Genomic DNA, 22,596 nt, shown 5'->3' with positions numbered 1-22,596 from the left:
GGATACCCAGAAAGAGGCTTCAATAGCCTCTTTTTTTGTATGAACTTATTTATATCCCCAAATGTGCTTCTTTAAATAACTTCCTCACACCCCAACACCGCCACAAACGCATCCAGATATTGTTCTATAGTCAAATCCGCAGACACGGGCGGTAGCTCTACTGTAATACAAGGCAGGTCTCTTTCTTGGCACCATGTACCGAATGAGCCTGGGGTTTCGTAATCAACGTCTTCGACGACTGGTAGGTTGAATTGCTTACCTAGCCAAGTGGCAAGTTCTGATTGAGTTGGGTCGTCGACCATGGCGAGTGGTTCGTGGAAAGAGATGACGAATTTAGGTTGGCGCTGCTCAATGAGGTTAATGAGTGACTGCACTTCCGGTTCAAGCTGATCGGCTTGGCCGGTTTTTACTTTTACATCTCTTACTGGTGTGTGAGAACTCCAGCGATAGACGGTACTGCTTTGTGTCCAATTTTCAGTTGGGAAAGCGCGGTTCAGATCGACTTGGTTTGCGTTGGCGCGAGTGCCTAGTTGATTGCCGTCTGGGTTCATCGACAAGATCACATCGTGTCGTAAGTTGGCGGCTGGCAAGCTTCTTAACGCACAAGACAAACCTGCGATAGAAGCGGTTTCGTCACCGTGTGTGCCTGCTAATATTAGACCTCGAGATTCGCTTTCTACTTGCGCGGGGAAATAGAGCAAGGGTGCGCCCAATACCGACTTTCCATATGACAGCGGCTTTATTGAAAATGCAGCTCTTTCCGTTCTTGGAATTAAACTCACCTTTATCTCCAGATTGATCAAGTACTATCAAGTATTGACGATTAAACAAATCTACTTAAATAAACTAAAGCATTAAAACTCGTCAACCGTCGCATTGTTAATTTTATTACTTGCTTCAAAGATAGGCTAGGAGAGCAAAAAAACATGGATTTTAAGAAACATTCAACGGCTTTAATCATTTCATCTTTATTGACCCCTTTTATCTCAGTGACTGCCGTTGCTGACACATTGCCTGCCGGAACTTCTCTGGCGAAAGAGCAACACTTGGTGCGTGCTAATGATGCGGAAGCTGCGACACTCGATCCGGCGAAGGCAGAAGGCTTGCCTGAAATGCACATTCTACGCGACCTATTTGAAGGTTTAGTGATTCAAGATCGCGATGGCAACATCACTCCAGGTGTTGCGGAATCTTGGGAAACCGAAGACAACCAGACGTTTGTATTCCACCTGCGTAAAGATGCTCAATGGTCGAATGGCGATCCTGTGACTGCCGATGATTTCGTGTATGCGATAAGACGAGCGGTCGACCCGAAACTCGCTTCGCCGAATGTTTGGTATCTTAAGCTTACTCAAATCAACAACATTGCTGACGTAGCTGAAGGCAAGAAGCCCGTTGAAGAGTTAGGTATCTCTGCCGTCGACAAGCACACGGTGAAGTTCGAACTCGATAGTAAAGTGCCTTACTTTGTGGCGATGACGGGCCACACCTCAATGATGCCAGTTCATAAGGCAACGCTAGAAAACAGCGACAAGCCGTGGAGCGATCCTAAGCAGTTTGTGGGGAATGGCGCGTTTGTGCTGGATGAGTGGGTGGTTAACGAGCGCATTGAACTGAAGAAGAACCCGAAATATTGGGACAACGCAGATACGCACTTAACTGAAGTGACTTACATTCCGTTCGAGAACCAGAATGCCTCGATCAACCGTTACGCGGTGGGCGAGGTTGATATCACGTCTGATGTGCCGACACACATGGCGCAACAACTTAAAGCCAAATACCAAGATGCGTTTACCGCGGTGCCTTTGCTGTGTACTTACTACTACGCGTTTAATACCACGCGACCACCGTTTGATGACGCGCGAGTGCGTAAAGCCGTCTCTTATTCCATGATGCGTGACGTTATCACCAATGGTGTTACTCAGGTGGGTAACTTGCCTGCTTATACCTTTGCTCATGAGTACACGGCTGGTTTTGATGCGACACAGCCTGAATACAGCACATGGACTCAAAAGGAGCGTGACCAAAAGGCCAAAGAACTGCTGAAAGAAGCGGGCTACGATGCGGCTAATCCGTTGGATTTCAAATTGCTTTACAACACCAGTGAATCGAACAAGTCGATTGCAGTGGCGATTGCTTCCATGCTGAAAGGTAATCTAGGCGCGCAAGTTGAGCTAGAAAACCAAGAGTGGAAATCTTACCTAGTATCACGTCGCCAAGGTGATTTTGATGTGATGCGGGCTTCTTGGTGTGGTGATTACAATGAAGCGTCGACATTCTTGAGCCTACTGCGTTCTGAATCTTCCGGTAACTTTGCGCGCTACAACAACGACAAATACGACACAGCAATGGACAACGCATTGGCCGCAACCAGTGAACAAGATCGCCAAGGTTTCTATGACCAAGCGGAACAGTTACTGGCTGAAGATATGCCTATCGCGCCAATTTATTACTACATGCAGGCTCGCCTAGTGCGACCAAGTGTTGGTGGCTTTGCGAAGAACAACGTGGAAGGGCGCATCTATTCTAAGGATCTCTACATCACTGAGTAATTGAGCCTCTGACATATCAATAGAAATAAGAAATAGAAGAAAAGGGACGTTGATCATAAATATCTGATCAATGTCCTTTCGTCATTAATCTGTAACTGGAACCGCAAAAAACTGAAACCTGATTGAAGTATTTTTCACTTTTATTTCAATCAGGTGAAGCCATGTTACCCCCTCTACGCGCTCTTGTTGCGTTCGAAGCTGTTGCTCGTCTTGGTTCCATTGGCGCGGCTGCCCGAGAGCTTTGTGTTACTCAAGCTGCGGTGAGTCAGCAGCTCAAAAGTTTAGAAACCTTTCTCGATACCACCCTGTTTGAACGCAGCTCTAAAGGCGTAAAGCTGACCTCTTCGGCTCAACATTATCAACCGATTGTGGCGGGCTCACTCGCTCACCTGAAATTGCAGACTCAAATCCTGTTCGGGGAAAAAGAAACCGACGTGTTGAGCCTGCGCGTTAATCACACCTTTTGCCATAACTGGCTGTTACCTCGCCTGCCATCCTTTTATCAAAAATACCCTTTTATCAGGCTCGATATTCAGCTGGTGGACTGGCCATCAACCACCCCTTGTCAGAATGTTGATATCGAACTGACCAACGGCAAGGTCGAAAGCGAAGACACCCATTGTGAGCGACTGTTTCAAGAACATTGGCAGTTGGTGTGCAGCCCTCAATTCAAAGCCGACCATCAAGAACTACTTAGCAAGCCCGACTTCGCTGCCCTGCCAACGGTTCAGGTAAAAGGCTACCGAGAGAACTGGTTGCAATGGCTCAGTCATAACCAGTTCGAGATGACTTTACCGAAAGTTCTGCTCGAAGTGAGTAACTCTCTGCACGCCTTGGAGGCGGTCAAGCATGGCATTGGGATGTTATTGGTACGTTCTCTCGCTGTGTCAGAGTTGCTAAAGAAAAACGACCTTGTACTGGCAAGTGATTCGTCGATGCCTGCCGAGTCTGCCCACTACTTGATTACCAAACACAGTCGCAGCGCCAAGGTGAATTTCTTCTGCGATTGGCTCTATCACCAGATGGAAGACGGTGAACTGGAGTAAAGATTTTCTTATGGGTAGCCATAAAAAAAATGAAGGACGCTCTTACTAACCTGTCATAAAAAACACTTAGTTTAACCGCATACAAATAAGGACGAGGTCACCATGAGTGCTTTCTCACAACCAATGAAAAACCGCTTAAAGGTACTGTTATTTACCGCACCGTTGTTGGTGCCACTGTTTACTTTTTGGCTCGTACCATTTGGTTATTCAATTTATATCAGCTTCACCGATTGGGATTACATCTCGCCAGATTATTCGTTCATCGGTTTAGAAAATTACGAGTACATGGTTGAGGACTACGAGTTCATTCAAGCGGTGCTCAATACGTTTTGGTTCTCGGTCGGTGTGGTGATTCCAACCATCATTCTTGGACTCGTGTTTGCGATGTTGCTGCACAAAAACTTCAAGGGCAGCCAGTTTTATCGTGCGGTGATCTTCTCCCCTTGGATTACGCCAACCGTTGCTGTGTCGATTGTTTGGTCTTGGGTTTTTGAAACGAAATCGGGCTTGGTCAATCACCTATTGGAGTCGGCAGGGTTTAGCGCGATTCCATGGTTAGAAAACGGAAACACGGCCTTGGTTGCGGTGATTATCGTGACGGTGTGGCAAGCGATTGGTTGGACGATGCTGTTTTACATTAGTGCGCTTAATAAGATTCCAGAGTCACTGTATGAGGCCTCTTTGATTGATGGTTGCAGCAGTTTAACGCGCTTTTTGAAGATAACGCTGCCGCTGATTTCACCCACTACATTCTTCTTAGTGGTGGTCAACATTATCACGGCAATGCAGGCGTTCGATCAGTTCCAGATCCTAACGCAAGGCGGGCCGGGCGGTGAGACTCGTACCTTGTTGTACTTGTTCTACCAACAGGCGTTTGAACGTTACGAAATGGGACCTGCGGCCGCGACATCGTTAGTGATATTCCTGATTACCGGATTGCTGGCACTTATTAATACCTACATCGGCAAGCGCTGGGTGTACTACTAGTCGATTTTTGAAAGGACAGAATTATGACCACGCAAGTATTGGATGCCAATCAAGTCTTAAATCAAAGAGTGGCTGAATCTAAAGTCACAGCCCAAATGAAAGCGACCAAATCAGAGATTGTCTCAAAGAAAACCTCAGTGGATCGCCGCTCGTTTATCGCACTGGCTAAGCACCTGTTCTTGGCAACCTGCGGAACCATCATGGTGTTCCCGTTCTTATGGATGTTGTCTGGTTCGCTGAAAACCAATGATGAGATTTTTGCTAACCCGCTGGATTTGATTCCAGAGCAGTTTCGCTGGGAGACCTTTGTCGAAACCTTTCACAGCGCGCCGTTTGGCTTGTACATCTTCAACAGCTTTAGTGTGGCTTTGTTCACCACCTTGTTGGTGATTGTGAATTCGGCGATGTTTGCATACGCGCTGACTCAGCTGAAGTTTCGCTCGAAGACGGTGCTCTATTTCATCGTGATGGGCTGTTACATGCTGCCGGGCGCAGTGACTTACATTCCGTCTTACATCACCTTGGCAAAACTGGGTTTGTTGGACTCTCACATGGGCTTAGTTGCGTCGAATGCGGCGTCGGTTTTCGGTGTGTTCTATCTGCGCCAAGTGTTTATCAAGGTGCATCCGTCGCTGATTGAAGCGGCACGAATTGATGGTGCAGGTGAGCTCAAGATCTTATGGGCAATCATCTTACCGCAATGCCGAGCAGCAGTCGCAACACTGTTCCTCATCACTTTTATTACCAATTACAACAGCTACATGTGGCCGAGCCTAGTGATAACAACTCAGGATTTAAACCTGATCGCTACTGGTATTCGTCACTACTTTATTGCCGAAGGTAACTATGGGTTGAACTGGTCGCAAATCATGGCGGCGAGCACCATTGCAGTATTGCCTTTGTTAATTCTATTCGTCATTTGTCAAAAGACGATTCTTTCAGGTATCGCCGATAACGGCGTAAAAGAGTAAACGGAAATGAAATTAAAAACTCTCGCACTAGTGTGTGCTGGCGCAGCAAGCGCGTCTATGTTCTCTAGCAGTGTTCTTGCCGCAACCGAAGTTAACTTTTGGTATTCCGGTGGTACTAAGCCACAGCAAATGATGACTAAGCTCATCGAAGAGTTCAACGCGAGCCAAGATGAGTATGTGGTGAAGCCAGCATTGCAAGGTAACTACACAGAAACTTACCAGAAGCTGCAAGCAGGCCTCGCATCTAAAACGGCACCTGAACTTGTGTTGTTAGATTCAGGTCGTGCGGAAGCGATGCACGGACGTGGTTTGAGCCGCGACCTAACGGCTTTCATGGATGAAGAGTTTAACTTCTCTGATTTCATTGGCGCGTTTAAAGACCAAGTGACTGCGGACGATGGCACCATCATCGGCTTGCCTGCTTACGGTACAACTCAAGTGTTCTACTACAACAAGCAGGTATTGGCAGACAACGGTTTTACCGAGCAAGACCTAAACACATGGCAAGGCGTGGCTAAGGTCGCTGAGAAAGTCACACAGCGTGATGAGAAAGGCAAAGTGACGTTTTATGGCTGGGAGCCGATGTGGGGTCAAGACAACATGATTGACGCGGCTTTCTCTAACGGCGCGCAGATCATCAGTGATGATGGCAAAACAGTGCTCATCGACTCGGCTGAATGGGTTGAGGTGTGGGACAGCTTCCGTAAGTGGATCCACGATGATCAAATCATGCGCATTCACTACGGCGGTCAAGGTTGGGAATACTGGTACAAAACCATTGATGACGTGATGAAGGATAACGCACTTGGTTACACTGGTTCATCGGGCGACCAAGGTGATTTGGACTTCACTAAGCTTTCAGCAACTACACAGCCTGGTTGGGGTTCAAACCCTTCTGCACCACAAGCGGGTGCGTTGGTTTACGTGATGCCAAAAGGCACAGACGAAGCGGCAGCAAAAGGTGCATTCGAGTTTGTTGAGTTCTACACCAATGCGAAGAACACGGCAGCATGGTCAATGTTTACGGGTTACATCCCAGTGCGTAACAGTGTTTCTGAAGTACCAGAATACCAAGCGTTCACTAAAGATAACCCACAAGCTTTGATTCCTTTGAAGCAAGCGAACACGGCGACCAAAGACTTCCTAGATCCTACCAACGGTAAGATCATGGATGCTCTGAAGGTGGCAGCAGACCAGATTCAAATCCAAAACGTGCCTGCTGACAAAGCGCTAAAACAAGCGGCTAAGAAAGCACAACGTGCACTAGACCGAGCGAATCGTTCTTAATCTGTAAAGTGATTAGCTCTTGGCTATTAGTAACGAAGAGCGATTAGCAATGAATAGTTGTTAACAGCGAATAGCTATTAATAGCGAACGATGAACCAACAAAGGCCCATCTTTTCGGGTGGGCCTCTTTTTGACCCAGTCCTTCAATTAGGACGAATTTGGTGAAGACAATGACCCAATTTCAAGGTGAGCTGCCGTTTGGCAGAGTACGTATCCCCTTTGATGTGCCAGCAGGTTCTCACAGCGTAGTGATTACGGGCACGACGGTGAAAAAAGGATTTTTGTACGCGGCTGCGTATGATGCCAATCAAGCTTTTCGTGGCAAAGTGCTGTTTGAAAAGGCGCACAAGTCACTCACTATCCAACAACAAGACTCCGGGTTAGGCGCGATTGATGGTGCCATTCCATCGGGCGAGTGGTTCTTAGAACTTTACAATCTCGAAGGTGAGTTTCGCACCGAGCGCGCGATGCAATATCAAGTCGATGTGCTTTGCTCTGATGAGTTAGTTAATCATTCTAATGAGCTAGGTACTGACGGAATTGAGAGTGAGCTAGAACTGAACCCAACGGTCACAACTGATCACTATATCGAGTTCGATTACAGCCACATGCTGAGTTCTGATTCCCGCTGGTATCGTGGCGATTTACACGCCCACACTCAGCTTTCTGATGGCCATAACACCTTGGCAGCGGCTAAAGATATTGTCGAATCACAAGGGCTCGATTTCTTCTTTTTCACTGAGCACAACATCTGCCAGCCTAAGCTGCCTGTATCCAATCAGTGCTTGTTTCTACCAGCGTTAGAAGTCACGACCGACCTTGGGCACTTCAATGTGCATGGGCCGGTTAAGTCTTTGGATCTCAGAAACGTTGAACACAGCAGCCAAGCGACCATGGAAGCTGGATTGAGCTTAGCTAGAAGTGGACACAATGGCGGACACAGTTCCCTTGGCATTAATCACCCGATGATGAAGCCGTGGCACTGGCATTACGAGCAAGTGGATCTAAGCCAAGTGTCTACGTTTGAAGTGTGTTGTGACCCAACATGGTCGACCTCGCCAAAAGCGACCGAAGAGGCGTTATTGGTTCTCAATGAAATGTGGAACTGTGGACAGCGCATTACCGCGATTGGCGGCAGTGATTCACACCTTGAGCCCCATGAACGTAATCCTAAATCGGATGAGCCTTCTATCTACGGTGACCCATCAACTTTCGTATACAGCCATGGCTTGAGCGGCGAAGGCATCTTGTCTGGTTTGCGTAATGGGCAAGTTTACCTAGAGCGCCGCTGTGGCCTGAAGTTTGACATCAACTTAGGTGATTTGCTGCCGGGCAACGACTCTCAAGGACAAACTCTTACATACCGAATCGCAATCTCTGACTCAGAAAACCCTTACTACGCGGAGTGCGTGGTGGATGGCGCGATTGTAGACCGAATCGCTTTAAGTGATGAGCTGGCAAGTATCCATGTTGATGAGGGCTACCGTTGGTGTCGAGTCGATATCCGTCGTGGAGATCTTCAATTTTCAACAGGATCGAACAGCACTCAATCTTCATCGAATGAGAATGAATTTGAAGGCTGTATCAATGCCGTATTCGACGGCAAACAACCAGAATTTAACCAACCCCTAGTGCGTACTTGGGGAGAACTAATGGAGCGAATGAGCCGTGATGAAGTTTAAGGCGATGTTATTTGATAAAGACGGCACATTGTTAGAGTTTCACAAGATGTGGCTTAACGTTTCTCGTGGTGCCTGTGACCGCGTGAAATCCTTCAGTGACCAGCATCAAGGTAATCAAACTGTCACACCTGCTGAGTTACTCTTGGCCATCGGCGTGGAAGGTGATGTGGTTGATAACTATGGATTATTAGCTTCAAACCCAGTGGAAGATACCGCGACAGCATGGTTCAAAATGCTGCAACCCAATGTCTCGCTCGCTGAGTTTACTAAGATGACCAAAGCCGCTTTCAATGACGAAGTGGAAGAGAATCCAAGCTGGATTGAAGCCCTACCGGGTGTGTCTGAAAAGCTGGGTCTGTTCAAGCAGCAGGGCATGATTTTAGGTGTCGCGACCGCAGACACCAAAGACTCAACCATCTACACCTTAGAGCAATCTGGTTTGAGCGAGATGTTTGATTATGTCGGTTACTCCGATGGTGATATCGAACCTAAGCCAGCGCCCGCACTACTCAATGCATTCTGTGAAAAATGTGGTATTGAGCCACACGAAGTGATCATGTTTGGTGACACGGTTTCGGATATGGAATTTGGCCGCAACGCAGGCGCAAGTAATGTTGGCGTGCTGACTGGCACTGCGCAACACAGCGAGTTAGAACCAGTGGCGGATCTGGTCATCGCATCGGTTGCTCATTTTGAGCTCAATCAACTGCAAGAACGTGGCTAAAACGTTTAACGACAGAATCTAAAGATAGTATTTAACGAATTGATTTAAGGACAGGTTATGGCTGAAGTCACACTGAGAGGGGTAGAAAAAACCTACCCAAATGGTTTTAAGGCCGTGCACGGTGTCGATCTTAATATTCGCGAAGGTGAGTTTATGGTGTTTGTTGGGCCGTCTGGCTGCGCAAAATCCACCACGCTTCGCATGATCGCAGGCCTTGAAGATATCTCAGAAGGCGATGTCTACATTGGCGATAAGCGTGTGAACGAGCTGCCACCTAAAGATCGCGGTATCTCAATGGTGTTTCAGAACTACGCGCTTTATCCGCACATGTCGGTGTATGAAAATATGGCTTTTGGCCTTAAGCAACAAAAGCTGCCAAAGCATGAAATCAATGAACGTATTGAAGACGCAGCCAAGACGTTGGATATCGAACATCTGCTAAATAACAAGCCGGGTGAAATGTCTGGGGGTCAAAGGCAGCGTGTGGCCCTAGGTCGTGCGATGGTGCGTAAGCCAGATGTATTTCTGTTTGATGAACCTTTGTCTAACTTGGATGCAAAGCTGCGTGTTTCAACACGAGTCAGCATTGCGCAGCTGCACAATAACCTGAAGCAAGAAGGGCAGAACGCCACCATGATCTACGTGACACACGATCAGGTGGAAGCCATGACTCTTGGCGACCGCATCTGTGTATTGAATCAAGGTGAGATCATGCAGGTCGATACGCCAATGAATCTTTACCAATACCCAGCAAACAAGTTTGTCGCGGGCTTTATTGGTTCGCCAGCCATGAACCTTATCAAGGTGAGATTGGATGAGATTGATGGTGTGATGAACGTGGTCTCTGAAAGTGGTACTCGTTGGACGCTGCCACAAGACAAGCAGATTGTCGCTCGTGAAAAGATGGGTGAGTGGGTGTGGTTCGGTGTTCGCCCAGAACACATTCAACTGGCTAATCACGATGCGCCTTTATCTGAGGTAAATACTCAAACGCACAGGCTTGATGTGGTTGAGTCTATGGGTAACGAGCTGTATCTCTACTTCAAATTGGGTGCTGATAAGCTGGTGGCTCGCGTGCCTTTCGATGCAGATCGCACGGCAGAAACTGGACAAGAGACAATGCTTCACTTCAACACTTCACAGTGTCACCTGTTTGATTTAGAGACAGAAGAAGCACTTACTGAATAAGTCGATGTGTCGAAGAGTCAAAATAAAGAAATCCCCGCTCAGATGAGGGGGGATTTTTCTTAGGAGGAGTATCAACAGGAGCTCGGGACTGTGCTCGAGGCTTTTTTGTTGGAGATAGCTAAACACTCTTGAAGGTTAGAACTATTTAATGGCTCGGAATCGCAATTCTTTTTTCTAGCCAACGAACCGCTTGTGATACGACCAAAATAAGAACAAGGTACTCCAAAACCAGAAACGTATAGATCTCTAAAGGTAAATATTCGTTCACCACCAGCTCATTTGCTCGCCTTGTTAAATCACTCAAACCAATCACACTCACTAGCGAACTCATCTTGAGGATATAAACAAACTGATTGCCCAAGGGCGGCAGTATCTGACGGAATGCCTGCGGTAGGATAACGAATCGCATTTTTTGCCAATAGGTTAATCCCAAGGATTCGGCCGCTTCATGTTGGCCACGATTAATCGCTTGAATCCCCCCACGGAACACTTCTGCCATAAAGGCGCTCTCGGCAATGGTCAATGCGATTACCCCTGCCCAGAAGTGGTTCAAAGAGACATCGAGTAATGTCGGCATTCCGTAATACACCCACAATAGCAATACCAACACAGGGATAGAACGCATCACCTCTACGTAAAGTCGATTAATCCCCCTGAGTATTGGAGAACTAGAAAGCGCTGGAAAGGCGACCAATAGACCCAGAGCCATAGCAAAAAACATGCTTAGCAACGAAACCTGAATAGTCTCGCTAAAACCAGCCATCAAAAACTGAATGTTAGTTCGCCCCTGCTCCGTCGACGGGTCGAGTACATACCATCCCCATTGGTAGTCTGAACATCCTGTCAGAAACAGCAGAGAAACTAGCGATAAGTGACGATAGTTCACATTTACTCCCAAAAACTCCATTTGTTATTGCTATGTTAACAACCAAATCTGTTTAATGGTTAATAATTAAGAAGAATATCTACATTCATCACTTAGAAATCAGCATTCTTTGAAGGAATAAAAAATGAAGAAAAGCTTAATTGCATTAGGAATGTGCTTACTTGCTTTTACACAAATTGCACATGCACAAAGTCGTTTGCAGGAGATACTCGATGCCGGAGTTCTTCGCGTTGGTACAACTGGGGATTGGAACCCAATGACAATGAAGGATCCAGCGACCAATAGCTACCGCGGCTTTGATATCGATGTCACGACTGAGTTGGCTAAGGACCTAGGCGTTAAAGTGGAATACGTCGCAACAGACTGGAAAACCTTGGTGAATGGCATCACAGCCAACAAATACGACGTGACTGGCAGCGCATCGCTCAACATGTCTCGAGCAAAAGTCGCGGGGTACAGCCAACCCTATTTCTATCTGGCTTTCGTCCCTGTTGTGCAAAAGAAAGACCTAGGGAAGTTCTCCTACTGGAGTGACTTTGACAAAGCAGAAATCAAAGTTGCTGCCACGCTCGGCACAGTACAAGAAAAAATGGTGAAGGACTTCTTTCCATCGGCACAACACATCGTGATTGAAGCGCCAGCACGGGATTTCCAAGAGCTTTTAGCTCGCCGCGCCGATGTCTCCGTGACTTCAAACGTAGAGGCTGCAACCTTAGTCGAGAAGTTTAAACAACTCGCGATAGTTCCGGTGAAAGAGCCACGTAAACCAACTCCAATTGCGATGCTACTACCACAAGATGATCAGGTTTGGATTAACTACATTAACCACTGGGTTGAATTGAAAAAGACGCAAGGTTTCTTCAAGCAAACCGCTGAGAAGTGGGGACTGAAGAGCATGTAACGAGCTCATAGAGAAGAGAAAAATAGAGCCCTTAGGGGGTAGGGCTCTAGAGTTAGGAGCTAACTTGACGTTGGGTTATGCGACGATCAGTGTTGCGGCTTTCTTCATCGCTTCTTTGGTTGAACACTCAATCACGTTCGCATTGGCAAAGCGGTGAGCATCTTTCACTTGAATATCGTGAGCCAAGATAACCAGTTTCGCATTCGCCACATCTAGGTCAGTGATGCGGTTCTTAATACCGTTTTGACCTTGAGTTTCTACCTTAATCTTAAGGCCTGCTGCTAAGCCTGCTTTCTCTAGTGCTTTTGCCGCCATGAAGGTGTGTGCAACACCAGAAGGGCAACAAGTTACTGCTACGATGTCATATTCGCCTTCACCTGCTTCAGGAGCCGCTTGAGCTTGTACTGGCGCTGCTTCAAGCATGTCTTCTTCTGTTTCAACCGAGACTGGTTTCCAGAAGCCAACGATAACCGCTGTGGTTAGCGAGCCAAGTGCAATACCCACTACATACATTGGAATGTTGCTTGATACTGGCGCAGTGATTAGGCCGCCCCATGGGGCGTGTAGTAGAACGTCTGTCATGAAGCCGAACACACAGCCCACGATGCCACCGGCAACGATTGAAGGCAGTACGCGCATTGGGTCGTTCGCTGCGAACGGAATAGCACCTTCCGAGATACCGATAGAGCCCATGATTGCTGCTGCTTTACCTGCTTCTTGTTCTTGTTTCGAGAACTTGTTTTTGAATAGGAAGGTTGCCAATGCCATACCTAGAGGTGGTGTACAAATCGCGATGCCTACACCGCCCATTAGCCAAGGTTGCGTGTCTACTTGAGTTTGAGCAAATAAGGTCGCTACTTTGTTGATAGGGCCGCCCATATCAAACGCCGTCATACCGCCAAGGATTGTGCCCAGAACCATCTTAGATGCGCCAGCCATTGAAGCTAGGAACTCGTTCATTGAAGACATGAACAGTTTGATTGGCTCACCGATGCCCCACAGTACAATACCTGCAGAGATTAATGTGCCTAGAAGCGGGTAGATGAAGTAAGCCCCCAGCGCCGTCATGTTTGCAGAAAGCGGGATCTTCTTAAGTTGGAACACCACGCCACCGGCGATGAAGCCAGCCACGATACAGCCCAGGAAGCCGCCGCCCATGTCAGCCATGATGCCAGAAGAGATCATCGCTGGTGCTAGTGCGGGTTTATCTGCAATTGAGTAACCAATAAAGCCGCCAAGAATGATTGGGAAAAGAACAAGGCCTTTGATACCGATATTAGAGATGTCTGCCAGCAAACCGTCTGCTGGTACTGCACCTTTGCCTGATGCCATGACCGCTAAAGCCAACAGAACACCACCGGCTACGATAAAAGGTAGCATGTGTGAGGTTCCGAAAAGCAGGTGACCTTTCATGGTACTAAGGATTTTTTTAAAGTCGCTACTACTGTTTTTATTTGTTTTATTAGAATTGCTACTGGTATTCGTAGCTTGAGTTGTTAGGGTGCTCATAATTTTCTACGCCTTATGAATTAATTAAAATATTAAGGATCTGTTGTTCGTCTTTTGCGTTATGGATATCTTGAATAAATTCATCGCTGAATTTTCCAAATAGTTCTTGTAGTACATAAATATGATGGTCAGCACCGTTGTCTGGTGAGGCAATCATAAAAAACACGGTTGGGTTAATGCCGTCTTCATCGCCATACTCAATGCCTTCGCGCTTAACACCGACAGCGATTGCCGGCTCAGTGACAGCCTTGCTTTTTGAGTGTGGGTAAGCGATGCCGTCCATCGAGGTAATGCTTTGAGATTCACGAATTTCGATGTCTGCCAAGAAGGCTTCTTTATTACTGATTCGGTTGTTCTCAAATAACATGCCTGCCAATTCTTCAAACAGTTCTTTTTTATTATTCGCTTGAAGGTTGTTATTAATTAAGTTGACGTTAGTTAGCTGTGTGATCATTTATTAACTCATTCACTATTGAAGTTCTTGAATTAAAATTAATGGATTAACCCGATTCGCGAAATAGCAAATAAAAGCCCTTCACTGTACATTTGTATCCAGCAAAATTAAGTGTGATTTGCATCATTAATGCGGTGTGAGTTGGGTCATATTTGATGACGTATTTTTTATGTTTTTGACACGTAGACTTGCCTCTTCAGAAACAAAAATGCCCTGAATAAGCAGGGCATAGATAGTGTGTGATTAGTGGTGATGGAGCTAGTTGTAAGCGCGCGCTACACGTCCAACGCAGTCCAGTTTGTAACTCTCAGCATAAGCCGGAATGAATACCGACTGGCCTTTCTCTATTACGCAGGTTTCACCACATTGGTGAGTGAGCACCATAGACTCGTCGAGCGGAAGCAGGATCTCTGCCCCCTCAGTGGTGATCTTTCTTTGATGTGAGTTTTGCACGATAGAGAACTTAAAGTCCTCGACTGGAATTTGGTATTCCATTACATCACCTTGCTCGATCGGGCTCAGTAGTAATCTATCCGCAGGCTTCTCATTAAATCGAGTACAAGAAACCAGTTCATTTACGTCCATGTACTTAGGCGTTAACCCCGCGCGCAGCACATTATCGGAGTTCGCCATGATTTCTAAGCCTGTACCCTTGATGTAAGCATGAGGTGTTTCAGCGTCCAGATACATGGCTTGCCCCGGCTTTAGGGTAATCACATTCAATAGTAGCGGCGCAAACAGGCCGACATCACCTGGGTATTGATCTTCCAGTTCTGAAATCAATTGGAATACACGTTTATCAGAAAGTTTGGCCTTCATGATCAACATGGTAAGCGCCATTCCTTTTTGTTCACCTTCTAAAGACAACAGACTCGCAAAAAAGCAGGCTAAGCCATTGGGAGTTTGATCGCCCGCGAGATCGTTAACCATCGAATGTAACTCTGGAATACCGAGGTAGTGGAAGTGTTCAAGGATCTCGTTGATAGACCTGAAACCATTCATTGCGGTGTAGTCGGTTAGGGCATACACCAGTTCGGGCTTGTGGTTGGCATCCTTGTAGTTACGGTTGCCTGCGGTCATCGGAATACCTTGCTGCTCTTCAAGAGCATAGCCAGATTCCGCTTGTTGCTTGTTTGGGTGAACTTGAACAGACAGTGCTTTCTCTGCTGCTAACACCTTGAACAGGTACGGCAGTTCGCCAAAACGACTCGCCACCTTCTCGCTTAAAAACAGGTTTAGGTTCTTAGAAATCAAGCTCGAAAGGGTGGTCTGTTGCCCGTTATCAGTCACCATCGAGCAACCATTCGGGTGAGCGCCCATCCAGATCTCCGCTTGTGGTTCACCAGACTGGTTATCAATACCAAACAGTTGATTGAACGAAGAAGGGCTACCCCATGCGTAGTTTTGAATCACGTTGGTCATAGGGTAGAAAAAGCGTTGTACGAACGAGTCGTTCGCTAAAGAAAAATCAGACATCGAAATCACCATGAAGGGAAACATGGCTTGAGCTGTAATCGACTTATTCGTTGCTAAAAGTATTAGTTACTAAAAACAGTAGGGTCGAAGGGCTCAAGCCATTGGAGTTGAAATGGCTTAAGCCGCGGCTGTCGTTAGCTTGGCTTTGCGTAGATTTTTAAGCGCGATACAAGTAACCGCAGTCACACCCGCACCTGATGCCATGCACAGAAGTGCCAGCATTGGGTAGTTCATTGCGCCTAGCAGAGCAACAACCGGACCACCGTGAGCAACGCTGTTGGTGATACCAAATGAGAACGCCATTACCGCGGCCGTCATTGAGCCAAGTACGTTGGCAGGGATTACTGACATTGGGTCTTGAGCCGCGAAAGGAATCGCGCCTTCAGAGATACCTACTAAGCCCATTGCGCCTGCTGCTTTACCTGCTTCGATTTCAGAAGATTCAAACAGGTCGAACTTACGGCCCAATCTGGTCGCGATAGCCATGCCTAGCGGAGCGACAGGGATTGCACATGCCATTGCCCCCATGAACTGAGTTTGACCGCTAGCAATCATGCCAACCGAGAATAGGAACGCTACTTTGTTGAACGGGCCACCCATATCGAATCCGGCCATACCACCTAGTACGATGCCAAGCAGAACCACATTGCCTGTACTCATGCTAGTAAGTAGGGCAGTCAGAGCATCCATTAGCCCCGCGATAGGCGCGCCAATGACGAAGATGAACAGACCCGCGATGAATAGAGAGCCAGTGATCGGAGCGATCATGATAGGTACAAGTGGTTGAACGAATTTGTGGTAGTTAAACGAGGTGATCCATTTAACGAAGTAACCGACTAATAGACCGGCGATGATTGCGCCAATGAAGCCTGTGCCTGCGTCAGCGCCGTAGAAAGAGCCGTTGTTAGCAATCCAACCGCCAATTAAGCCAGGAGTTAGGGCAGGACGGTCAGCGATCGCGTAAGCAATGTAGCCAGCCAATATTGGGATCATCAGGGTGAAGGCAACCACGCCCACTTCTAATATTTGGTTCCACATGCTGCCAGCAGGAATTGCCATACCGGATTCACTTGGTTCGCCGCCAATGGCTAGTGCTAGGGCAATCAAAAGACCGCCTGTCACCACAAATGGGATCATGTGAGATACGCCATTCATCAAGTAACGATAAAGGTCTGAACGCGCTTGTGAGGCTTTTTCTACAACAGATTGATTGGTTGGTGTTTGTTCAGCTTGGTAGCTAGGTGCGTTGAGTGCTTGTTTAATTAAGCCTTGCGCGTCTTTGATTGGCGCTTTTACGTTGGTGCAGATGACACGTTTTCCAGCAAAGCGAGCCATGTCGACCTGCTTGTCACAAGCCACGACAATCGCGTCTGCGCGTTCAATCTCTTCTTGAGTCGGGCTGTTCTTAACACCAATAGAACCGTTGGTTTCGACCTTGATGTCGTAGCCAAGTGCTGCAGCGCCTTTCTCTAGTGCTTCTGCTGCCAAATAAGTGTGTGCAACGCCAGCAGGACAGCCAGTCACGCCAATGATGAAGCCTTGCTTCTCAATGTTGGTTTCGGTTACTGAAGGTTCTGGTTTGGTAAGCAGTAGTTCCAATGCTTCTTGTTCAGATTGAGCATTCATAAAGCTTTCGATAAAACCTTCTTCAATCAGTTTTGAAGAAAGCTCTGCCAATACTTCGATGTGGTGATTATCGCCGCCATCAGGAGAAGCAATCATGAAGAACAGTTTTGATGGCTGACCGTCATCGGCGCCGTACTCGATGCCCTGTCTATGGACGCCGATAACAACCGCAGGTTTGATCACCGCACTGCTTTTTGCGTGTGGTAGGGCGATGCCCTCTTCAAACCCTGTATTACCTTGCTCTTCACGCGCCTTAATGTCGGCAAGAAACTGTGTTTTGTCTGAAATTCGACCTTGCGCATAAAGCACGTCTATCAGCTCTTTAAATACGTCTTCTTTTGAATCAGCGTTAAGCGAAAGCTTAATCAAATCTTGATTGATCAATGTCGTGATCATAATGAACCCCTACTCTTTTTTTATTTTGTTAGGGGTATTCTGGAATCTACGGCTTACCTTCTGTAGTGAAGAAAAAATGCATTTACTGGATGATTAATGCGTTCTAAATGGAGTGTGATTTTGATCGGTTAGTGGTGCGTTTTTTGGTCACTGTTGACAGCGATTCTGAGGTGATGAAGCTTTTATTTATAAGGGCTGTAGCGTGTTGGGTTATTAGAGAAATTACGTGCCATACCAGATTTGTGACTGGAGATTTATTTCCACGACTGGATTTTTGTAACCTAGATCTCAAATTGTGATTTTGCTCAATAGCACTATGTTTCACTAAGGAGTATATCTATTCCCGTAGCCTTATTGCTGCCCATAAGAGTTCGAAGAATGATATTTCATGACCTAATCTCGTCGGTGTTAAACGAGCGAGAACCGTTTCACAACATCTGGTTTGCTGGAGATTTTCATACGCCTTCAGCATGCAGTTATCAGGTGAACTTTCCACGTTTAGAGCTAGTGCTGAACGGAGAGTATATTAATGAAATGGAGAGTCATGATCGGAAGATCACCAACGTGATTGCCAAAGCCGGAGACGCGATTTTCATCCCACCCAACTGTTGGAATAAACCCAATTGGGACACTGACTGCTCGGTGCTGAGCATGCTATTTGGGCGTCGCCAGCTGGGTTTAAGTTTGGTGAGCAAACGCAAAGGCGAGGAGAGCTTCTATGATATTCAAAAGCACAGTATTCAGACTCGCTCTGGTTTTGCGATTGATAACATTCTAGAGGCGCTCAGCTCACTCGCGAGAGAGAGTAACAAGCAGCCAATGGACGAGTTATTACTGCAAGCGCTACTGCAATACAGTAAGACGATGTTGGATGCGCCAGTCGAGAAATCCCACAGCCGAGTGCAGGATGTCTATCAGGGAATTTGTATCTACATTCAAGAGAATTTCCACCGTCATATCACCCGAGACAGTATCGCCTCGCGCTTTAGTATTTCAGCCAATCACTTGTCGCGAATGTTCCGTCAACAAGGCCACATGACGCTGGCAGAATACATCACCCGCGTGCGGGTCGATCGTGCTAAGTTCATGCTCAAAAAGTACAACTTCAAGCTCAATGAAGTGTCAGTCCGTTGTGGCTTCAAAGATGTGAACTACTTCTGCCGAGTATTTAAAAACCGAACAGGAAAAACCCCAACCGAATATCGTGGATCTATCTGATACTGTTTCAAATTATCTTCTCGATCTGATTTTAGACGAGCGAATTTTGTATGACTTGGTCATCACAACTGACTCTGTGTGGTGGTGATCAATATGTTCCCTGTTTTCTTTTAAGCTTTCTCTTCTCGACTGTTTTCCTTATCTATTATCAAACCTTTCTTTGATATTTGTGTATTTATTGCGACTCTCTATATAGCTCCAATTAATAACAACAAGGTTTGGTTTTGCGAGTTGCTTATTATTTTTCGCTCTCTATTAATGGGATTAAACGTCTAAGGGCTTAGATATAAAATGGGTGCATTAAATGGTTTTAAAGTAAATTCAAATTCATTTATCGAGACGATAAAAGCCCGTTGTTGTTGGTTGACTTACTGATTGAAATGTCTGTAATCTATTGATTTTTAATGTTTAGTTTATAGCATTATATTCTTTGTTAACTAACATGTAATTCAGGTCTAAAAATTAAATATTCAGGTTTATACGGCTTACCACAATCTTGACTTATAATACTACAAATTAAAATTTCTACGGATAATATGCTCTTCAGATATTAATAATAAAGAAGACTTATACATGGAACTCAATACTCTGATCGTAGGAATTTATTTCCTTTTCCTTATCGCAATAGGTTGGATGTTTAGAACGTTCACCAGTACAACCAGTGATTATTTCCGCGGGGGCGGTAACATGCTTTGGTGGATGGTTGGCGCGACTGCGTTTATGACTCAGTTCAGTGCTTGGACCTTCACTGGCGCAGCAGGTAAAGCGTATGCCGATGGTATGGCTGTCGCGGTTATCTTCTTAGCGAACGCCTTTGGTTACCTGATGAACTACCTGTACTTCGCTCCGAAATTCCGTCAGCTGCGTGTAGTCACGCCAATTGACGCGATTCGTATGCGTTTTGGTAGCTTCAACGAGCAAGTGTTTACTTGGTCTGGCATGCCGAACAGTATTGTTTCTGCGGGTATCTGGCTGAACGGTTTGGCGATTATCGCATCGGGCATCTTTGGCTTCGATATGACGACAACCATCGTTCTAACCGGTCTTGTTGTACTTGTTATGTCGGTGACTGGTGGTTCATGGGCGGTTATCGCATCTGACTTCATGCAGATGGTCATCATCATGGCGGTAACAGTAACGTGTGCTGCGGTCGCTATTGTGCAAGGTGGCGGTGTTACTGAGATCATTAATGACTTCCCTGTAGCAGAAGGCGCATCATTCGTTTCTGGTAACAATCTGAACTACGTAAGCATCTTCGGAATCTGGGCATTCTTCATCTTCTTCAAGCAGTTCAGTATCACCAACAACATGTTGAACTCTTACCGTTACCTAGCGGCAAAAGACTCAAAGAACGCGAAGAAAGCGGCTCTGTTGGCATGTATTCTGATGACAATCGGTCCAATCATTTGGTTCATGCCACCTTGGTTTGTCGCTGGACAAGGCATTGACCTTGCGGCGCATTATCCAGATGCAGGCTCTAAAGCGGGCGACTTTGCTTACCTATACTTTGTAGAGCAATACATGCCAGCAGGTATGGTAGGGCTTCTAATTGCAGCGATGTTTGCAGCAACCATGTCTTCAATGGACTCAGGTTTAAACCGTAACTCAGGTATCTTTGTTATCAACTTCTACCAACCGATTCTTCGTCCAAACGCGACAGAGAAAGAGTTGATGGTTGTGTCTAAGTTGATGTCTTCGGTCTTCGGTGTCGCTATCATCCTTATCGCACTGTTTATCAACTCGCTGAAAGGTTTGAGCCTGTTCGATACCATGATGTACGTGGGTGCATTAATCGGTTTCCCAATGACGATTCCAGCATTCTGTGGCTTCTTCATTAAAAAGACTCCGGACTGGGCAGGTTGGGGCACGCTAGTGGTTGGCGCGATTGTGTCTTACATCGTAGGCTTCGTTATTACCGCTGAAATGCTACAAAACTGGTTCAACCTAGAGCCGCTAACAGGCCGTGAATGGTCTGACTTGAAAGTAGCGGTAGGTCTGATTGCTCACTTAACGTTTACAGGTGGCTTCTTCATTCTGTCGACTTTGTTCTACAAACCACTAGAAGCGACTCGTCAGAAAGATGTTGATACCTTCTTCAACAACCTTGCGACACCGTTGGTTTCTGAATCAACAGCGCAGAAGAAACTGGATAACAAACAACGTTACATGCTGGGTTCACTGATTGCAGTGTCTGGTGTGGCAGTAATGGCGATGTTTGCTCTACCTAACCCATTCTGGGGAAGAATGATGTTCGTACTGTGTGGCGGTATCGTATTCATCGTTGGTCTGATGCTGGTGAAAGCCGTGGACGACTCGGTGGAAGATGCGAAACAAGAGAACAAAACGGCTTAGGTAACTAAACTTACAAGAAAGCAATTTAGAATAGAACGGCTGAGCGTGATTGCTCAGCCGTTTTTTATTGTGCGAACAATGGAGATTACAACTAATGGAGTGAATAACTTAGTTGATTAATAAATTGAATTTAAAAGAGAGAGAAGAACTAAATCAGGCGTGAAGAGATGTACATCAATAGGGCTTGTAGGTCGACGCTGCTTCGAGTCTTTTGTAAACGCTCGTTGACCTGATCATGGAGCAGGTTTCTGGTTAGGTTGGTGGCCGCCACAATATGCTCTCGCTGTGGCTTCGTTGGCAATACCAAAGCGATAGCAACGTGCACCTCACCAATGCGTGAAGCCCAATCAATCGGGTCATCACTGACAATGACTGCAATCGAAAGATCCTGAGTTGATTCAAACATTACATGTGGCAGTGCGATCCCCGGTGATACACACGTAGACGAGCGTTCCTCTCGCTTAATAAAGGCAAGAATCAGCTCATCTGGGTCTTGTGGGTAAACGAGGTGAGCGAGCCCTTTCAAGCACTCAAATTTGGTCAGTTGAGTTTGTGCTTTGGCATGGTGCCACTTGATGTCACAAGGTGGACATATCTGCGGCATGCGTTGGATTAAGTCCTTCGAGAACTCATGGTTCACTTGCGAGCCGACCATAGCGTAATGCTCAGCAATCACATCTTTAAGAACGAAACACGCTAGCTCGGCATCGATGCCAATGGCGGTGATCTGACACAAATCACCACGAAGTAAACCCACTTGCAACATCGCAACAGATTTGGAGAGATCAGCCGTTCGGTTTTGAGTGATATTGATAATACGGATGGTACTTTTGAATTTCTTTGCCAAACGGCTAAGTGGCTGCGCGACGTGTGAGTTAGCTGCAGGATCGTCAACGAAGAAGGTGATCTGATATTCGTTCATGAAAGGTTTAGGTTCGACAATGCTTAATAAAGACTTTATCGACACTCAACAATACCTCTTCCATGGGAATGAATAAGGTTTTAGCTGGGTCGAAGCGACTTGGCTGTTCAATGTCGATATCAGAGACGATCAACACCTTGTCTGCGAGGCTAATGTCCTGTGCAGAGAGTAAGTTTTCAATACCCATAGCGCCTTGTGTTTCAACTTTGATTGAAACGTTGAATTTAGGGGCTGTTTTATTTAAAGCATCAGCTGCCATATAGGTGTGTGCAATGCCTGTAGGGCACGCAGTTACCGCTACAATTCTCATTATTATTCTCGGCTTAATCTCGTCCCTGTTACGTTACATAAGCTACCTTTCAGAAGCTATTTTGCAAAAGCTATCTTGCATGAGAAATCCAGTATGGAAAGCTCGCATA

At 46.3% G+C, this 22,596-nt stretch carries 19 protein-coding genes; 11 read left to right on the top strand and 8 right to left on the bottom strand.

Annotated elements, in window-relative coordinates; all coding sequences use genetic code 11:
- Window positions 1-71: 71 nt before the first annotated feature.
- Window positions 72-782 carry a murein tripeptide amidase MpaA gene (mpaA, locus tag BCT49_RS16595; RefSeq protein WP_102436719.1) on the bottom strand — a complete coding sequence of 237 codons (711 nt, stop codon included), beginning with the start codon at window positions 780-782 and terminating at the stop codon, window positions 72-74.
- Window positions 783-926: 144 nt separating this feature from the next.
- Between mpaA and BCT49_RS16590 the strand changes: the two genes are divergently transcribed.
- The 8 genes from BCT49_RS16590 (at window position 927) to BCT49_RS16555 (ending at window position 10,437) form a co-directional block, all read left to right on the top strand.
- Window positions 927-2,552, top strand: a complete 1,626-nt coding sequence (locus tag BCT49_RS16590) for an ABC transporter substrate-binding protein (protein ID WP_102436717.1) — start codon at window positions 927-929, stop codon at window positions 2,550-2,552.
- 161 nt (window positions 2,553-2,713) lie between these two features.
- Window positions 2,714-3,598 (top strand): LysR substrate-binding domain-containing protein, encoded by an 885-nt coding sequence (locus tag BCT49_RS16585; RefSeq protein WP_102436715.1) that lies wholly within the window; start codon window positions 2,714-2,716, stop codon window positions 3,596-3,598.
- 102 nt (window positions 3,599-3,700) lie between these two features.
- Window positions 3,701-4,585, top strand: a complete 885-nt coding sequence (locus BCT49_RS16580) for a carbohydrate ABC transporter permease (RefSeq protein ID WP_102436713.1) — start codon at window positions 3,701-3,703, stop codon at window positions 4,583-4,585.
- 23 nt (window positions 4,586-4,608) lie between these two features.
- Entirely contained in the window at window positions 4,609-5,556 is a 948-nt protein-coding gene (locus BCT49_RS16575; RefSeq protein ID WP_102436711.1) for a carbohydrate ABC transporter permease, read from the top strand.
- A gap of 6 nt (window positions 5,557-5,562) precedes the next feature.
- Window positions 5,563-6,843: an extracellular solute-binding protein gene (locus BCT49_RS16570; protein WP_102436709.1), complete on the top strand. Its 1,281-nt coding sequence runs from the start codon at window positions 5,563-5,565 to the stop codon at window positions 6,841-6,843.
- A 170-nt stretch (window positions 6,844-7,013) separates the two neighbouring features.
- Window positions 7,014-8,525 carry a CehA/McbA family metallohydrolase gene (locus BCT49_RS16565; RefSeq protein WP_102436707.1) on the top strand — a complete coding sequence of 504 codons (1,512 nt, stop codon included), beginning with the start codon at window positions 7,014-7,016 and terminating at the stop codon, window positions 8,523-8,525.
- Entirely contained in the window at window positions 8,515-9,249 is a 735-nt protein-coding gene (locus tag BCT49_RS16560) for an HAD family hydrolase (protein WP_102436705.1), read from the top strand. Before BCT49_RS16565 ends, BCT49_RS16560 begins: the two co-directional genes overlap by 11 nt.
- A gap of 57 nt (window positions 9,250-9,306) precedes the next feature.
- Window positions 9,307-10,437 (top strand): ABC transporter ATP-binding protein, encoded by a 1,131-nt coding sequence (locus tag BCT49_RS16555; protein ID WP_102436703.1) that lies wholly within the window; start codon window positions 9,307-9,309, stop codon window positions 10,435-10,437.
- A 145-nt stretch (window positions 10,438-10,582) separates the two neighbouring features.
- On the opposite strand, the gene BCT49_RS16550 is transcribed toward BCT49_RS16555, so the two are convergent.
- Window positions 10,583-11,323 (bottom strand): amino acid ABC transporter permease, encoded by a 741-nt coding sequence (locus BCT49_RS16550; RefSeq protein WP_061033888.1) that lies wholly within the window; start codon window positions 11,321-11,323, stop codon window positions 10,583-10,585.
- Between the two features lie 124 nt (window positions 11,324-11,447).
- Here BCT49_RS16550 and BCT49_RS16545 point away from each other — a divergent pair, with 124 nt between their 5' ends.
- Entirely contained in the window at window positions 11,448-12,224 is a 777-nt protein-coding gene (locus BCT49_RS16545; protein WP_102436701.1) for a transporter substrate-binding domain-containing protein, read from the top strand.
- 75 nt (window positions 12,225-12,299) lie between these two features.
- On the opposite strand, the gene BCT49_RS16540 is transcribed toward BCT49_RS16545, so the two are convergent.
- The 4 genes from BCT49_RS16540 to BCT49_RS16525 form a co-directional block, all read right to left on the bottom strand.
- The gene (locus tag BCT49_RS16540; RefSeq protein WP_102436699.1) at window positions 12,300-13,733 is read right to left on the bottom strand and encodes a fructose-specific PTS transporter subunit EIIC; all 1,434 of its coding nucleotides are present in this window, start codon (window positions 13,731-13,733) and stop codon (window positions 12,300-12,302) included.
- Window positions 13,734-13,746: 13 nt separating this feature from the next.
- On the bottom strand, window positions 13,747-14,187 hold the full coding sequence (locus tag BCT49_RS16535) for a PTS sugar transporter subunit IIA (protein WP_054541497.1): 441 nt from the start codon (window positions 14,185-14,187) through the stop codon (window positions 13,747-13,749).
- 258 nt (window positions 14,188-14,445) lie between these two features.
- Window positions 14,446-15,663, bottom strand: a complete 1,218-nt coding sequence (manA, locus tag BCT49_RS16530; protein WP_102436697.1) for a mannose-6-phosphate isomerase, class I — start codon at window positions 15,661-15,663, stop codon at window positions 14,446-14,448.
- Window positions 15,664-15,780: 117 nt separating this feature from the next.
- Window positions 15,781-17,685: a PTS fructose transporter subunit IIABC gene (locus tag BCT49_RS16525; protein WP_102436695.1), complete on the bottom strand. Its 1,905-nt coding sequence runs from the start codon at window positions 17,683-17,685 to the stop codon at window positions 15,781-15,783.
- A gap of 378 nt (window positions 17,686-18,063) precedes the next feature.
- Between BCT49_RS16525 and BCT49_RS16520 the strand changes: the two genes are divergently transcribed.
- Both BCT49_RS16520 and BCT49_RS16515 read left to right on the top strand, forming a co-directional pair.
- A complete protein-coding gene (locus BCT49_RS16520; protein ID WP_102436693.1) occupies window positions 18,064-18,903 on the top strand; it encodes a helix-turn-helix transcriptional regulator in 840 nt (279 codons plus the stop codon).
- 573 nt (window positions 18,904-19,476) lie between these two features.
- Window positions 19,477-21,255, top strand: a complete 1,779-nt coding sequence (locus tag BCT49_RS16515) for a sodium:solute symporter family protein (protein ID WP_102436691.1) — start codon at window positions 19,477-19,479, stop codon at window positions 21,253-21,255.
- A gap of 148 nt (window positions 21,256-21,403) precedes the next feature.
- On the opposite strand, the gene BCT49_RS16510 is transcribed toward BCT49_RS16515, so the two are convergent.
- Window positions 21,404-22,177 carry a PTS sugar transporter subunit IIA gene (locus tag BCT49_RS16510; RefSeq protein ID WP_016767002.1) on the bottom strand — a complete coding sequence of 258 codons (774 nt, stop codon included), beginning with the start codon at window positions 22,175-22,177 and terminating at the stop codon, window positions 21,404-21,406.
- 7 nt (window positions 22,178-22,184) lie between these two features.
- Window positions 22,185-22,487: a PTS fructose transporter subunit IIB gene (locus tag BCT49_RS16505; protein ID WP_010432939.1), complete on the bottom strand. Its 303-nt coding sequence runs from the start codon at window positions 22,485-22,487 to the stop codon at window positions 22,185-22,187.
- Window positions 22,488-22,596: the final 109 nt, after the last annotated feature.

It is taken from the genome of Vibrio lentus (assembly GCF_002875945.1).
Lineage (GTDB): Bacteria > Pseudomonadota > Gammaproteobacteria > Enterobacterales > Vibrionaceae > Vibrio > Vibrio apostichopi.
The sequence above is the reverse complement of the archived record's forward strand: the minus strand, read 5'-3'. Positions and strand labels throughout refer to the sequence as shown.

Coding starts and splice junctions, on each gene's coding strand:
- BCT49_RS16590 (WP_102436717.1), top strand. CDS start 927: ATGGATTTTAAGAAACATTCAACGGCTTTAATCATTTCATCTTTATTG.
- BCT49_RS16585 (WP_102436715.1), top strand. CDS start 2,714: ATGTTACCCCCTCTACGCGCTCTTGTTGCGTTCGAAGCTGTTGCTCGT.
- BCT49_RS16580 (WP_102436713.1), top strand. CDS start 3,701: ATGAGTGCTTTCTCACAACCAATGAAAAACCGCTTAAAGGTACTGTTA.
- BCT49_RS16575 (WP_102436711.1), top strand. CDS start 4,609: ATGACCACGCAAGTATTGGATGCCAATCAAGTCTTAAATCAAAGAGTG.
- BCT49_RS16570 (WP_102436709.1), top strand. CDS start 5,563: ATGAAATTAAAAACTCTCGCACTAGTGTGTGCTGGCGCAGCAAGCGCG.
- BCT49_RS16565 (WP_102436707.1), top strand. CDS start 7,014: ATGACCCAATTTCAAGGTGAGCTGCCGTTTGGCAGAGTACGTATCCCC.
- BCT49_RS16560 (WP_102436705.1), top strand. CDS start 8,515: ATGAAGTTTAAGGCGATGTTATTTGATAAAGACGGCACATTGTTAGAG.
- BCT49_RS16555 (WP_102436703.1), top strand. CDS start 9,307: ATGGCTGAAGTCACACTGAGAGGGGTAGAAAAAACCTACCCAAATGGT.
- BCT49_RS16545 (WP_102436701.1), top strand. CDS start 11,448: ATGAAGAAAAGCTTAATTGCATTAGGAATGTGCTTACTTGCTTTTACA.
- BCT49_RS16540 (WP_102436699.1), bottom strand. CDS start 13,733: ATGAGCACCCTAACAACTCAAGCTACGAATACCAGTAGCAATTCTAAT.
- BCT49_RS16535 (WP_054541497.1), bottom strand. CDS start 14,187: ATGATCACACAGCTAACTAACGTCAACTTAATTAATAACAACCTTCAA.
- manA (WP_102436697.1), bottom strand. CDS start 15,663: ATGTCTGATTTTTCTTTAGCGAACGACTCGTTCGTACAACGCTTTTTC.
- BCT49_RS16525 (WP_102436695.1), bottom strand. CDS start 17,685: ATGATCACGACATTGATCAATCAAGATTTGATTAAGCTTTCGCTTAAC.
- BCT49_RS16520 (WP_102436693.1), top strand. CDS start 18,064: ATGATATTTCATGACCTAATCTCGTCGGTGTTAAACGAGCGAGAACCG.
- BCT49_RS16515 (WP_102436691.1), top strand. CDS start 19,477: ATGGAACTCAATACTCTGATCGTAGGAATTTATTTCCTTTTCCTTATC.
- BCT49_RS16510 (WP_016767002.1), bottom strand. CDS start 22,177: ATGAACGAATATCAGATCACCTTCTTCGTTGACGATCCTGCAGCTAAC.
- BCT49_RS16505 (WP_010432939.1), bottom strand. CDS start 22,487: ATGAGAATTGTAGCGGTAACTGCGTGCCCTACAGGCATTGCACACACC.